This window comes from Bradyrhizobium sp. P3_C3, from assembly GCF_056402655.1.
Map to the genome: position 1 here is coordinate 106,911 of NZ_JBFUGY010000020.1, position 12,875 is coordinate 119,785.

Below are 12,875 nucleotides of genomic sequence, written 5' to 3' on the forward strand. Positions count from 1 at the left end.
ACGTGACACGATGCCTGGCGAAGGGAGACCCCGACATGAAACGCGAAGACCTCACCGAAAAGCTGCTCGACATCAAGCGCGAGAACGGCTGGAGCTGGAAACACATCTGCGACAAGGTCGGCGGCTATTCCGAGGTGCTGATCGTCGGTGCGATTCTCGGCCAGATGAAGCTGACGAAACTGCAGGCCGCCAATGCCGGCGAGCTGTTCGGCCTGTCGAAGGCCGAGACCGCGATGCTCAACGAGGTGCCGATGCGCGGCACCGGCACGCCGATGCCGCCGACCGATCCCCTGATCTATCGCTTCTACGAGATGGTGATGGTCAACGGTCCGGCGTGGAAGGCGCTGATCGAGGAGGAGTTCGGCGACGGCATCATGTCGGCGATCGACTTCGACATGGCAATGGAGCGCGTTGCCAACCCGAAGGGCGACCGCGTCAAGATCACCATGAGCGGCAAGTTTCTGCCGTACAAATATCACGGCGCCAGCGGCAATGTGCCGGAATACGGCTTCAAGGAGGGGTGAGGGACGCGAATGGCGAATCGCGAGTAGCGAATGGGGTTCATTCGCTACTCGCCGCTCCCTATTCGCCTATTTGCCCGCCTTCACCTCGGCCGCGGCCACGGCGATCAATTCGCTCATCTTGGCCCGAATCGCCTGTTCGGTGATGGCGACATTCTTGGCGGCGAAATCGGCCATGACCTTGCGCAGGACGTCGGCATCGCCGGCCTCCTCGAAATCGGCCGCGACCACTTCCTTGGCGTAGGCGGTGGCGGCCTCGCCGGTGATGCCGAGCTTCTCGGCGGCCCAAAGGCCGAGCAGCCGGTTGCGGCGGGCTTCCGCCTTGAATTTCTGCTCCTCGTCGAGGGCGAACTTCTTCTCGAAGCCTTCCTCGCGCTTGTCCAAACTGCTCATGCCTTTTTCCAATTCCCTGCTGACTGGATCCGGTGGCCGTCGTTGCGACGGCCCCGGCGCATGCCTAGATAGGGGGCACGAATCGGCAAAACAACGAGCCGTTAAGCCGCAGGCAAGACGGTATAAGTTGATGCCGGGCGGCCGGATCGATTGTGCTGGGACAGCCAATCGGATAGGTTGCCTGAAGGTTTGGTTCCCGTTCTGTTTCCAAGGGGTTATAGACGGGTTCCCAGCCGTTCACGGCAGCTCCGCTGTGGGTCGTAGCCTGGTAACCGGAGCACACCAAATACATGGATTTCAACAAAACACGGTACATCCCCATGAGCCGTCGGCGTCGTATTTATGAAGGCAAGGCAAAGGTTCTTTACGAAGGCCCGGAGCCCGGTACCCTGATCCAGCACTTCAAGGATGACGCCACCGCGTTCAATGCGAAAAAGCATCAGGTGATCGAGGGCAAGGGTGTCCTCAACAACCGGATCTCGGAGTACCTGTTTCAGCACCTCAACGACATCGGGGTGCCGACCCATTTCATCCGCCGCCTCAACATGCGCGAACAATTGATTCGCGAGGTCGAGATCGTGCCGCTGGAAGTGGTGGTGCGGAACGTTGCCGCCGGCTCGCTGTCGCAGCGCCTCGGCATCGAGGAGGGCACGCAGCTGCCCCGTTCGATCATCGAATTCTACTACAAGAACGACCAGCTCAACGACCCCATGGTGTCGGAAGAGCACATCACCGCCTTCGGCTGGGCCACGCCGCAGGAGATCGACGACATCATGGCGCTCGCCATCCGTGTCAACGACTTCCTCACCGGCCTCTTCCTCGGCATCGGCATCCGCCTCGTCGACTTCAAGATGGAGTGCGGCCGGCTGTTCGAGAACGAGATGATGCGGATCATCGTCGCCGACGAGATCTCGCCGGATAGCTGCCGTCTGTGGGACATCAAGTCGAACGAGAAGCTCGACAAGGACCGTTTCCGCAGGGACCTCGGCGGCCTGCTCGAGGCTTACACCGAAGTCGCAAAACGCCTCGGCATCCTCATGGAGAATGAGCGTCCGCAGGGCACTGGCCCGGTGCTGGTGAAGAGCTAAGAGGGATTTGACGTGAAGGCACGTGTTACCGTTACCCTGAAGACGGGCATCCTCGATCCTCAGGGCAAGGCCATCGAAGGCGCGCTGAAGTCGCTCGGCGTCGACGGCGTCGCCAGCGTCCGCCAGGGCAAGGTGTTCGACATCGAGCTTGCCGTCGCCGACAAGGCCAAGGCCGAAGCGGCGCTGAAGGAGGCCGCCGACAAGCTGTTGGCGAACACCGTGATCGAGAACTATCGCGTCGAGATCGTCTAACCCGCGCGGCGCTTCACAGCCATCCGACGCGGTGGAAGCGCCAGTACAACCCGAGGCAGGCGAGGGCCATCGTCCCCATGACGACGAAATAGCTGTACTCCCATTGCAACTCGGGGATGTACTTGAAGTTCATCCCGTAGATGCCTGCGACTGCGGTGGGCACGGCGAGGATCGCCAGCCACGAGGCGAGCTTCTTGGAGACCGCGGTCTCCTGCGCCTGTCCGACCAGCAGGCTCGCCTCGAAGGCGAAGGCCAGCACCTCGCGCATGGAATCGATGCGCTCCTGGATGTTCCTGACGTGGTCGGTGACGTCGCGGAACAGCGGCTGCATCGTCGCGCGCACCATCGCAAGTTCGTCATGCTCGAGGCGGCGGCAGACTTCCACCAGCGGGCCGATCGCGGTCCTGAGCCGCAACAGGTCGCGGCGCAGCATGTAGAGCCGCTCGATCTGCGCCTTGCTGATCGGCTTGGAGAGCACGTCGTCCTCGATGCCCTCGACCTCCTCGTGGATGCTCTCCAGCACGGGCGAGTAGTTGTCGACGATGAAATCGAGGATGGCGTAGAGGATGTAGTCCTCGCCGCGCGCCAGCGCCCGTGGGCAGCTTTCGCAGCGTTCGCGCACCGGCGTGTAGGATGTCGAGGCGCCATGGCGCACCGAGACCAGATAGCCTTCGCCGACGAAGATGTGCGTCTCGCCGAAGGCGATCCGGCCCTCGAGCAGTTGCGCGGTCCGCGCCACGATGAACAGGGCCTCGCCATATTGCTCGATCTTCGGCCGCTGATGGGCGTTGTTGGCGTCCTCGATGGCAAGGTCGTGCAGGTCGAACTGCTTCTGCACGGCGCCGAGCAGCGCCATGTCAGGCTCGTGCAGCCCGATCCACACCACGTGGCCGGGCTTGGCCCGCCAGCTCGAGGCCTCGCTGATGGCGATATTGGCGACACGCCGGCCGTCGACATAGGCGCCGGCAGCGATGACGCCCTGAGTGGACACCGGTTCGGAGAGGGAGGCGGGCAGCGACGGGACGTTCATGGCTTCAATCCCGGGCAAAATCGTCAGGCAAAATTGCCGTGGCTATGGCCTGTGTACAAGGCCGCCCGGCGAGGCTAGCACTGGTAAAATCCCCGTCAAATGGCTATGTCTCCTGACGAATTGGCCCTTTGGCCAGCCCGATTCCCATCACCGTCGGAACCCGAACCATGAAAGCCGCCATCCTCGTCTTTCCCGGAATCAACCGCGAGCGCGACATGGCGCGCGCATTGAGGCTGATCTCCGGCAGCGAGCCCGCGATGGTCTGGCACGCCGAGACGTCGCTGCCCGCGGGCACCGACCTCGTCGTGGTGCCCGGCGGCTTCTCGTACGGCGACTATCTGCGCTGCGGCGCGATTGCGGCGCGGTCGCCGGTGATGGACGCGGTGCGCGACTATGCGGCCAAGGGCGGTCTCGTGCTCGGCGTCTGCAATGGTTTTCAGATCCTCTGCGAGTCCGGCCTGCTGCCCGGCGTCCTGATGCGTAACGCACGGCTGAAATTCATCTGTCACGACGTGCATCTGCGCGTCGAACGCTCCGACACGCCGTTCACCCGCGGCTACAATGCGGGCCAGGTGATCCGCGTGCCGGTGGCGCATGGCGAGGGCAATTACGAGGCGGACGAAGAGACCATCAAGCGGCTCGAAGGCGAGGGGCGGGTGCTCTATCGCTACTGCTCGGCCGAGGGCGTGGTCGACGAGGCCCATAACATCAACGGCGCGGCGCAATCCATCGCCGGAATCGTCAACGACAGGGGCAACGTGCTCGGCATGATGCCGCACCCGGAGAACCACGTCGAAGACATCATGGGCTGCACCGATGGCCGCGGCCTGTTCGCCGGCCTCACTGCCCATCTGGAAAAGGCCGCGTGATCTCGTTCGTGGGGAAGCGGGCTCTCGCCGCGATCGCGGCGCTGTCGCTCGCGACATTTTCGCTCGCGACCGCCGCCTTCGCGCAGGATTTCCCCAAGCGCCCGATCACGATGATCGTGCCGTTCGCGGCCGGCGGCACGTCGGACGTGATCGCGCGCACGGTCGCCGAGCAAATGGGCATCGCGCTCGGCCAGACCATCGTGATCGAGAACGTCGCCGGTGCCGGCGGCTCGACCGCGCTGGCGCGCGCCTCCCGCGCCGAGCCTGACGGCTACACCATCGCTATCGGCAACGCCGGCACCAATGCCGCGACCTACACGATCTATCCAAAACTGCCGTTCACGCCTGAATCCTTCGTGCCGATCGCCATGGTGGCGAAGACGTTCGGCGTCATCGCGCTGCGCAAGGATTTCCCGGCGAAGGACCTGAAAGAGTTCATCGCCTACGCCAAGGCCAACCCGGGCAAGATCAATCTCGGCCACGCCGGCGTCGGCTCGTCGAATTACCTCATTTGCAAGAGCTTTGTGACGGCCGCCGGGGTCGACGCAACACTGGTCGGCTATCGCGGTGCGGCGCCCGCACTCACGGATGCGATCGGCAGCCAGATCGACGGCGTCTGCGACGCCGCGGCCTCCGTCTCGCAGTCGATCGGCGACAAGCTAGTGAGGGGCCTGGTGGTTGGCTCGACCGTGCGGCTGGCCACGCTGCCCGATCTGCCGACGTCTGCCGAGGCAGGCCTGCCGGACTTCGAGGCGCAGGGCTGGAACGGCCTGTTCGCGCCGAAGGGCACGCCGCCGGCCATCATCGCCAAGCTGAACGCGGCTGCGCGCACGGCGGTGGAAACCGACGCGTTGAAGAAGCGTTTTGCCGAGCTCTCGACCGTCGCGCCCGACCCCGACGAGCACACGCCCGAGGTTCTGCAAAAGCTCGTGACGCGCGACGTCGAGAAATACCGGAAGATGCTGGCCGACGACGCCAAGTAGCAGCCGCCCAAGTCATAGCAGGTCATAGCGGTTTTGGGCTTGCTGTCTCAAGAACCTCAATCGCGTTTGAGACGACTGACTCCTCGTCGCCATCAAGGTGCGCGCGTCCGGGGTCGCTGATTTCCGCGCGGGTGGAAGCAACTCAAAGTTGTTTGGCCGCGCGAGTTGCGATATCAGGAAGCGTGCGCTGTCGTTGTGCTCCCGGATGTCCCATGCCCGTCGCTTTGGTCGTTCTGCTGCTCGATATCACACTGATTTATCACGCGTCGCGAACCGGGCGGTTGCAGCCCTGGGCCTTCATCATCCTGATGGTGCCGCTGATCGGCGCGCTCGCCTATATCGCGGTCGAGCTCGTCCCTGAATGGTTTTCCAGCCCCGGTGCGCGACAGGCGCGTCAGCGCGTTGCCAATCGGCTCGATCCGGAGAAGCGTTATCGCGAGCTGTGCGACCGGCTGGCGGCCACCGACACCATCGCCAACCGTGCGGCGCTGGCCGAGGAATGCGCAAAGGTTGGCCGCTTCAGCGAGGCGGAGCAGCATTACGGTCACATCCTGAGCCTGCCGATGGGCCACGACCCCGCTTATGCCTTCGGCAAGGCGCAAGCCGAGTTTGCCGCCAAGCGTCCGGCCGATGCGCTGGCGACGCTGGACGATCTTCAGAAGCAATGGCCGGACTTCGATTCCGCCGATGCGCATCTGCTCTACGCCCGCGCACTCGCCGAGGTCGGCCGGCTCGACGAGGCGCTGGAGGAATATCACGCCGTCGCCGGCTATTTCCCGGGCGCCGAGGCGCGGGTGCGCTACGGCATGCTGCTCCAGATGGTCGGCCGCAGCGCCGAGGCGCGCGTGGTCTTCAACGAACTCCTGATCCAGATGCGGCGCGCGCCCAAATATCTGCGCGAGGCGCAGGCCGAGTGGCTCTCGATCGCCGAGAAGCAGATTTCGACCTGAGCGGTCTTATTGTTTGAGCATGATCTCATCGGAAAACTGCTGCGCACTTTTCCGGATCATGCTTTGCGCAGCTTCAGCCGTTCCGCCGGCACCGTCATGGCGGCGACGCCGGCCATGACCAGCAGAAGTCCCAGCGCGAGGTTCGACGGCACGCTCTCGCCGAGCAGCAGCACGGACAATCCGACGCCGATCGGAATGCGCAGATAGCCTTGTGCGTTCGTGGTCAGCGTGCCGAGCCGGCCGAGGCAGACGTAGAACAGCATCAATCCCAGCGCGCTGGAGACGATGCCCATGACGATGGTGGCGACGATCGCCGTCGGCGTCGGGTGCAGCGTCCAGGGCTGGTCGATGATGAGCGCGGGCGGCAGCAGCATGAGGCCACCGAACAGCAGCGAGCCGGTTGCGACCACCATCGGATCGTATTCGGAGAGCCGCAGGCCAAAGATCGTCGCGCAGGCAAAGGAGATGGTGGCGAGCAGGATCGCGATCTCCGCCACGATCTCGCTGCCGAAGCCGCGCAGCGCGTCGAGACCGACGATGGCGATGGTGCCGGCGAGACCCAGGATCGCGCCCGCGAGCTTCAAAAGCGTTGCCGGCTCGTGCCGTGTGATCAGCGACGTGATCAGGAAGGCGAAAATCGGCGTCGTCGAGGCCAGCACCACCGTGTTCGAGGCCGGTACATATTGTTGCGACCAGGTAATGATCAGGAACGGGAAGGTCGAATTGATCAGCTGCTGGGTCGCAAACAGCTTCCAGGCCTTCACGTCGGTCGGCAGCTTGACGCCGCGCATCCACAGGATGGCAAACAGGAAGGCGAACGCGATCAGCGAGCGCGCCGAGATGAAGGTGATGGGCGGGATCGTGGGAAGCGCGAGCTTGGCCAGCGGATAGGTCGAGCTCCAGCAGCAGGCGAGCGCGAACAGCAGCGCATAGTCGCGCCAGTTACGGGCGCCGACGGCGGTCATGGATGGCAATGGCGCTGACGCGGAGGGCGCTGTGTGGCCCGATCCGGATGTGCTCTGCGGCACCTTGTTCTTGCTCCCTCGCGCAAAAGCGCTTTCAGCAAGTCTGGGCGAGGGGGCGCGAAAAGGGAAGGCGTCGAGCTATGCGTTTGGCTGGAGTGCGGGCTTCCGCTTCACCCGCTTGATCGTGCCGGAGAAGGTAAACAGCGGCCGCCCGGCCGAGGTTAGCTTGCCCCGCAGGAAGATCAGCGAGCCGCCGGCGCGGGACACTTCGCCGACGCATTCGACCAGCTCGCCCTCGCGGGCCGCGTCGAGGAAATCACAGGCGAAATTCGTCGTCACGGCCGGGCCATCCAGCTCATGGGTGGCGATCGCGAACAGGCAATAGTCGGCGAAGGCCATGAAGCAGCCGCCATGGACGTTCCCGGAGCCGTTGAGGTGCTTTTTCTCGACCCGGAACGCCGAGCGGACGCTGCCGTCGTCCTCGATTTTGTGCCAGAACGGGCCGATATGGCTCTCAAAACTGTCGCGAATCCAGGTCCGCCAGCCCGTGAACTCGCCATCGGTGGCGACGTGCAGGTCCGGGCGGCGGGTGGAGGGGACTTTGGTCAATTCGTGCAAGGAAATGGGCCTTCAATTACGGGTCTTTAGTCCTTAAATCCGATCCGTCAGCGCCTTGCAATTCCCGTTCCCGCCGACCGCCTGCCCGCAAAACGTGGGACAGCGGGAAAATGCGCCATAAAGGGCTTTTCGTAGGCCCCCGATCTTCCTAAGAACGGCAAAACGCCGCCGAAAGCCCCGAATCCATGAAGAACGAACCCAAGATCACCCCCGAACTGGTTGCCGCCCACGGGCTCAAGCCCGACGAGTACGAGCGCATCCTGAAGCTGATCGGGCGGGAGCCGACCTTCACCGAGCTCGGCATCTTCTCGGCGATGTGGAACGAGCACTGCTCGTACAAATCCTCGCGCATCCATCTGCGCGGCCTGCCGACCAAGGCGCCCTGGGTGATCCAGGGACCCGGCGAGAATGCCGGCGTGATCGATATCGGCGACGGCCAGGCCGTGGTCTTCAAGATGGAGAGCCACAACCACCCGAGCTACATCGAGCCCTACCAGGGTGCGACCACCGGCGTCGGTGGCATTCTGCGCGACGTCTTCACCATGGGCGCGCGGCCCATCGCCTGCCTCAATGCGCTGAGCTTCGGCGCGCCCGAGCATGCCAGGACGCGGCATCTCGTCTCCGGCGTAGTGGCCGGCGTCGGCGGCTATGGCAATTCCTTCGGCGTGCCGACGGTCGGCGGCCAGGTGCGCTTTCACACCCGCTATGACGGCAACATCCTCGTCAACGCAATGGCCGTGGGCCTCGCCGACGCCGACAAGATCTTCTATGCGGCCGCCTCCGGCGTGAACATGCCGATCGTCTATCTCGGCTCCAAGACCGGCCGCGACGGCATCCACGGCGCCTCGATGGCCTCGGCCGAGTTCGACGACAAGTCCGAGGAGAAGCGCCCGACCGTGCAGGTCGGCGATCCCTTCGCCGAAAAACTGCTGCTGGAAGCCTGCCTCGAGATCATGGAGAAGGGCTGCGTCATCGCGATCCAGGACATGGGCGCGGCCGGCCTGACCTGCTCGGCGGTCGAGATGGGCGCGAAGGGCGACCTCGGCGTCGACCTCGATCTCGACGCGGTGCCGACGCGCGAGACCGGCATGAGCGCCTACGAGATGATGCTCTCGGAAAGCCAGGAGCGCATGCTCATGGTGCTCAAGCCCGAGAAGGAGAAGGAAGCCGAGGCCATCTTCAAGAAGTGGGGTCTCGACTTTGCCGTCGTCGGCTACACCACCCCGAGCAAGCGCTTCGTCGTCAAGCATGGCGGCGACGTGATGGCCGATCTGCCGATCAAGGAGCTCGGCGACGAGGCGCCGCTCTACGACCGTCCGCACGTTCCCTCCGCCGCGCTGCCTGTGGTGCACGCGCGCGAGGTGCCGGCGCCGATGGGCGTCGGTGCCGCGCTGGAGAAGCTGATCGGCACGCCCGACATGTGCAGCAAGCGCTGGGTCTGGGAGCAGTACGACCACGTCATCCTCGGCAACACCTTGCAGCGTCCCGGCGGCGATGCCGCCGTGGTGCGCGTGCAGGACGGGCCGAAGGGGCTGGCGCTGACCGTCGACGTCACGCCGCGCTATTGCGAAGCTGACCCGTTCGAGGGCGGCAAGCAGGCGGTGGCGGAAGCCTGGCGCAACATCACCGCGGTCGGCGGCAAGCCGCTCGCGATCACCGACAATCTCAATTTCGGCAATCCTGAACGGCCGGAGATCATGGGCCAGTTTGTCGGCTGCCTGAAGGGCATCTCGGAGGCCTGCCGCACGCTCGACTTCCCGGTCGTGTCCGGCAACGTCTCGCTCTACAACGAGACCAACGGCCGCGCGATCCTGCCGACACCTTCGATCGGCGGAGTCGGCCTGCTCGACGATTTCACCAAGTCCGCTTCGCTGGCCTTCAAGGCCGAGGGCGAGGCGATCCTCCTGGTCGGCGAAACCCACGGCTGGCTCGGCCAGTCGGTCTACCTGCGCGACATCTGCGGTCGCGAGGAGGGCGCGCCGCCGCCGGTCGACCTCGCGGCCGAGAAGCGCAACGGCGACTGCGTGCGCGGCATGATCCATGCGGGCACTGCGACCGCGGTGCACGATCTCTCTGACGGTGGCCTGCTGATCGCGCTCGCCGAGATGGCAATGGCCAGCGGCATCGGCGCAAAATTGCTGGCGGCGCCGACGTCGCTCGTCTCGCAGGCCTATTGGTTCGGCGAGGACCAGGCGCGCTATCTCGTCACCGTGCCGGAAGCGGAAGCCGGCCGCGTGCTGGCCAAGATGCGCGGCTGCGAGGTGCCCTGCGTGCGCATCGGCACCACCGGCGGCGATGCAATCGCGATCGCGGGCGAGGCGCCGGTCACGATCGATAGCCTGCGGAAATCGTTCGAGCGCTGGCTGCCGGAGTATATGAGCGGGAAGGCGGCGTAAGGCGCTGTCTCCGTCATTGCGAGCGCAGCGAAGCAATCCAGAGTCTCCCCGTTGAGGCAGTCTGGATTGCTTCGTCGCAAGAGCTCCTCGCAATGACAGGCGGAGAGACCTCGGCCTCACAAAACGTGCGACGCGCCCGGAATCTTCCGCAACATTGCCGTCAGTCCCCAGCTCAGCAACACCGTGAGCACGAAGCCGATCGCGGCCTTGAAGATCGCAGGCCACGAGTAGTCGAACAGCACATACTGGATCCACAGCGCGATCGGGTAGTGCACCAGGAACATGCCGTAGGCGTCCGCCTGCATGCGGTCGAGCAGGTTCGGCCCCGGCGACTTCTGGTGCAGGAAGAAGGCGAGGATCGCGAGCAGGATCGCGGCCGAGAACAGCACGACGAACGTGCCGTAGATCGCCTGATACCAGTCCGGCAGCACGTTGGGATTCCCGAGGATTGCGCGCTTGATGTAGATCATGCACCACATCAGGCAGTAGGGGACCAGCGTGGCGATCACCCACATCCATCGGTTCTTCGGCAACTGCCCCTCGGCGCTGAGGATACCGCGATCGAAGTTGGCGGCACCGACGCTGACGCCAATGAAGAAATAGGCGAAGTAGAGCAGGACGCGGCTCGCCTGCACCGAAAACGGTCCGAACTCGAACCATTTGTTGGCGCCGAAATGGACCAGCGCGGGCACGTAGACGACGGCGGTGACGACAGCGAGCAGCAGCCAGAACACGGCCGGCTGCTCAAATCCGCGCACCGAAACGCGGTTGACCGGATCGACCAGGTGGGTTGAGACCCGGTAGAGCAGGCTCGCAGTCAGGTCGAACGCCAGCAGCACCCACACGAACCAGATCGGCCCGCTCGGCCACGGCCCGACGGTGATCGTCTTCCACCAGAACGAAGCGAAGGTCTGCTCGGGATCGTGCCGCAGCGCGATCGCGTAATAGGCGAGCGGGATGACCGTGAAGGCCGCGATCACGAACGGCAGCCCGAGCCGCAACAGGCGGTCGCGCAGGAAAACCTGTGGCGCCTTGCGCGCGATGCCGGACCACGTGAACAGTCCCGACAGGAAGAAGAACATCGCCATGAAGAAGCTGTCGGTGCAGAGCACGACGACGTCGAAGCCGATCCAGGACGCCGGGTCGGTGTGACCGAAATAGGTGTAGGGAATGACCGCGTGGTGCAGCAGCACCACCAGCGTGAGGAAGGTGCGGGTCCGATCGAGCGACAGATTGCGCGTCTTGGCTTTCGGCGCGGCGTGCGCCTCCGCGCCGATCGTCGCGGAATGTGACATCGTCATCATGGTCGCCCCGATTGCGCTCCTGCCCTGGCCGGACTGTGCCGCCGGGAACCGGATTCAGCAAGCGCCGTTTGTGCCGCGCCTTGCCCGCGGAGCGCCCTCAGGAACCAGTTCCGCGCAGCGAAGTTAGCGTTCGCGAATAGGTTGAGGGCCGCAAAACATGCGGCATTTTAGTCGGAGTTGGTTATGACGATCCTGAAATGGGCGCTGATCTTTCTCTTGATCTCGATCGTGGCCGGCGTGCTCGGCTTCACCGGCCTCTCGGCCGCCTCGGCCGATGTCGCCCGCTTCCTGTTCTATATCTTCGTCGTGATCTTCCTGGTGCTGCTGGTACTGGGGCTCACGATCTTCAGGGCGTAGCCGGGCTGCCGCTCGAATCGCGGGGCCGAGGCGCCGGCCCTCAATTGCCTGCGAATGGCATGACGCGGGCCATCAGCTCGGCCAGGAACTCATCAGGACGATCGAACGGAATGAAATGATCGCCGCCGCGAACCCACACAAATTCCTTATGCGGGGCCGTGATCTCCTTGAAATATTGCTCGGCGGGTTCGCCCGGCGTCACGCCGTCCGCGTCGCCCTCGATGAAGAACATGGGGATCGAAGATCTGAATCCCATCGAGGCCATGTCGCTCTGAAACATCGGCCCGTTCCGTCCGGTCAGATACTTGGCCGAGAAGGCAACGCCCTTGCGCCAGTTGTACAAGTCGAGCAGCGAGACATCCGGCATGAAGAGCGGCGGGATGGGGCCGGCGAACTGGAAGCCACCGGCGGGCGGCAGACCCAGCGCGTTGCTCCATTTGTCCGCAATCAGGCGATTTTCCGAGGTGAGGGTCGGCTGTGAAGCGATCGGCGCCAATTCCGCCAGGGCTTCGCCATTGTTGGCGGATGCCGCAAGCCGTTGCAGGCGCGCGATCGTGAGCTCGAATGCCTTCTCGAAGGTCGTCCTGCCAACCACCTGGCCCGTGCCGACATAGGCCGAGAACAGATCCGGGCGTTGCTTCACCATGTGAATTCCCAGGAACGAACCCCACGAATGCCCGACCAGGACGATCCTGTCCTTGTGCAGATGCGTGCGCAGATGCTCGGCCAGCTCGACGCCGTCCTGCGTCATGCGCTCCAGTGTCATGGTTGGCGCCAGCGTGTCTCCGGCGGCGCCATACGTGCGGCCGGTGCCTCGCTGGTCCCATTGCACGATGGTGAAGTGCTTTTCCCAGGGGCGCCAACCCGACGACATTGGCCAGCTGGACCCTCCGGGCCCGCCGTGGACGAACAGGAGGACCGGGTTATCCCGATCCTCGCCGCGGATTTGAATCCATTGCTTGATTCCGCCGATGTCGACGAACCCTCCCTCCTGCACGCCCTTCGGTGAGCGGATCGCGAGGGTTTCGGCAGCAAGATGCTGGCGATAGGCGCGAAAACCCAATCCGGCGGCGGCCACCACAATGAGGATACCGGCCACGCCCAGCAACGAGACCCCAATCAGTCTTGCGGCTTTGCGCGGCATCTTGA

At 64.3% G+C, this 12,875-nt stretch carries 14 protein-coding genes; 8 read left to right on the plus strand and 6 right to left on the minus strand.

Features of this window, described 5'->3' with window-relative positions:
- The first annotated feature begins 35 nt into the window (after positions 1-35).
- The gene (gene cynS, locus AC1DW2_RS23095; RefSeq protein ID WP_477007182.1) at positions 36-524 is read left to right on the plus strand and encodes a cyanase; all 489 of its coding nucleotides are present in this window, start codon (positions 36-38) and stop codon (positions 522-524) included.
- A 66-nt stretch (positions 525-590) separates the two neighbouring features.
- Here cynS and AC1DW2_RS23100 read toward each other — a convergent pair whose 3' ends face one another.
- Positions 591-914, minus strand: a complete 324-nt coding sequence (locus tag AC1DW2_RS23100) for a DUF1476 domain-containing protein (protein ID WP_014494124.1) — start codon at positions 912-914, stop codon at positions 591-593.
- A gap of 320 nt (positions 915-1,234) precedes the next feature.
- Between AC1DW2_RS23100 and purC the strand changes: the two genes are divergently transcribed.
- Positions 1,235-2,002 (plus strand): phosphoribosylaminoimidazolesuccinocarboxamide synthase, encoded by a 768-nt coding sequence (purC, locus tag AC1DW2_RS23105; protein ID WP_172782948.1) that lies wholly within the window; start codon positions 1,235-1,237, stop codon positions 2,000-2,002.
- Positions 2,003-2,014: 12 nt separating this feature from the next.
- On the plus strand, positions 2,015-2,254 hold the full coding sequence (gene purS / locus AC1DW2_RS23110; RefSeq protein WP_304490478.1) for a phosphoribosylformylglycinamidine synthase subunit PurS: 240 nt from the start codon (positions 2,015-2,017) through the stop codon (positions 2,252-2,254).
- A 13-nt stretch (positions 2,255-2,267) separates the two neighbouring features.
- Here the strand turns inward: purS and AC1DW2_RS23115 are convergent, their stop codons facing one another.
- Positions 2,268-3,284: a magnesium and cobalt transport protein CorA gene (locus tag AC1DW2_RS23115; protein WP_477007183.1), complete on the minus strand. Its 1,017-nt coding sequence runs from the start codon at positions 3,282-3,284 to the stop codon at positions 2,268-2,270.
- Between the two features lie 167 nt (positions 3,285-3,451).
- Here AC1DW2_RS23115 and purQ point away from each other — a divergent pair, with 167 nt between their 5' ends.
- The 3 genes from purQ (at position 3,452) to AC1DW2_RS23130 (ending at position 6,086) form a co-directional block, all read left to right on the plus strand.
- Entirely contained in the window at positions 3,452-4,153 is a 702-nt protein-coding gene (gene purQ / locus AC1DW2_RS23120; protein WP_063982360.1) for a phosphoribosylformylglycinamidine synthase subunit PurQ, read from the plus strand.
- Positions 4,150-5,136: a tripartite tricarboxylate transporter substrate binding protein BugD gene (locus tag AC1DW2_RS23125; RefSeq protein WP_477007184.1), complete on the plus strand. Its 987-nt coding sequence runs from the start codon at positions 4,150-4,152 to the stop codon at positions 5,134-5,136. Before purQ ends, AC1DW2_RS23125 begins: the two co-directional genes overlap by 4 nt.
- Before the next feature lie 212 nt (positions 5,137-5,348).
- Entirely contained in the window at positions 5,349-6,086 is a 738-nt protein-coding gene (locus tag AC1DW2_RS23130) for a tetratricopeptide repeat protein (protein WP_085404294.1), read from the plus strand.
- A gap of 56 nt (positions 6,087-6,142) precedes the next feature.
- Here the strand turns inward: AC1DW2_RS23130 and AC1DW2_RS23135 are convergent, their stop codons facing one another.
- Positions 6,143-7,114, minus strand: a complete 972-nt coding sequence (locus AC1DW2_RS23135; protein ID WP_477007185.1) for a DMT family transporter — start codon at positions 7,112-7,114, stop codon at positions 6,143-6,145.
- A 75-nt stretch (positions 7,115-7,189) separates the two neighbouring features.
- Positions 7,190-7,669, minus strand: coding sequence for a PaaI family thioesterase (locus AC1DW2_RS23140; RefSeq protein WP_028147494.1), 480 nt, complete (start codon positions 7,667-7,669; stop codon positions 7,190-7,192).
- A 185-nt stretch (positions 7,670-7,854) separates the two neighbouring features.
- On the opposite strand from AC1DW2_RS23140, the gene purL reads away from it, so the two are divergent.
- Positions 7,855-10,065, plus strand: a complete 2,211-nt coding sequence (gene purL, locus AC1DW2_RS23145) for a phosphoribosylformylglycinamidine synthase subunit PurL (protein ID WP_135215412.1) — start codon at positions 7,855-7,857, stop codon at positions 10,063-10,065.
- A gap of 116 nt (positions 10,066-10,181) precedes the next feature.
- Here purL and AC1DW2_RS23150 read toward each other — a convergent pair whose 3' ends face one another.
- Complete coding sequence (locus AC1DW2_RS23150) at positions 10,182-11,369, minus strand: acyltransferase family protein (protein WP_259256905.1); 1,188 nt, start codon at positions 11,367-11,369, stop codon at positions 10,182-10,184.
- Between the two features lie 183 nt (positions 11,370-11,552).
- On the opposite strand from AC1DW2_RS23150, the gene AC1DW2_RS23155 reads away from it, so the two are divergent.
- Positions 11,553-11,726 carry a DUF1328 domain-containing protein gene (locus AC1DW2_RS23155; RefSeq protein WP_135215414.1) on the plus strand — a complete coding sequence of 58 codons (174 nt, stop codon included), beginning with the start codon at positions 11,553-11,555 and terminating at the stop codon, positions 11,724-11,726.
- Between the two features lie 40 nt (positions 11,727-11,766).
- On the opposite strand, the gene AC1DW2_RS23160 is transcribed toward AC1DW2_RS23155, so the two are convergent.
- Positions 11,767-12,870: an alpha/beta fold hydrolase gene (locus AC1DW2_RS23160; protein WP_354096159.1), complete on the minus strand. Its 1,104-nt coding sequence runs from the start codon at positions 12,868-12,870 to the stop codon at positions 11,767-11,769.
- Between the last annotated feature and the right edge of the window lie 5 nt (positions 12,871-12,875).

Bases quoted from the DNA above. Each gene is read 5' to 3' on its own strand.
- purC (WP_172782948.1), top strand. From the start codon at position 1,235: ATGAGCCGTCGGCGTCGTATTTATGAAGGCAAGGCAAAGGTTCTTTAC.
- AC1DW2_RS23115 (WP_477007183.1), bottom strand. From the start codon at position 3,284: ATGAACGTCCCGTCGCTGCCCGCCTCCCTCTCCGAACCGGTGTCCACT.
- AC1DW2_RS23150 (WP_259256905.1), bottom strand. From the start codon at position 11,369: ATGATGACGATGTCACATTCCGCGACGATCGGCGCGGAGGCGCACGCC.
- purQ (WP_063982360.1), top strand. From the start codon at position 3,452: ATGAAAGCCGCCATCCTCGTCTTTCCCGGAATCAACCGCGAGCGCGAC.
- purL (WP_135215412.1), top strand. From the start codon at position 7,855: ATGAAGAACGAACCCAAGATCACCCCCGAACTGGTTGCCGCCCACGGG.
- cynS (WP_477007182.1), top strand. From the start codon at position 36: ATGAAACGCGAAGACCTCACCGAAAAGCTGCTCGACATCAAGCGCGAG.
- AC1DW2_RS23160 (WP_354096159.1), bottom strand. From the start codon at position 12,870: ATGCCGCGCAAAGCCGCAAGACTGATTGGGGTCTCGTTGCTGGGCGTG.
- AC1DW2_RS23155 (WP_135215414.1), top strand. From the start codon at position 11,553: ATGACGATCCTGAAATGGGCGCTGATCTTTCTCTTGATCTCGATCGTG.
- AC1DW2_RS23100 (WP_014494124.1), bottom strand. From the start codon at position 914: ATGAGCAGTTTGGACAAGCGCGAGGAAGGCTTCGAGAAGAAGTTCGCC.
- AC1DW2_RS23130 (WP_085404294.1), top strand. From the start codon at position 5,349: ATGCCCGTCGCTTTGGTCGTTCTGCTGCTCGATATCACACTGATTTAT.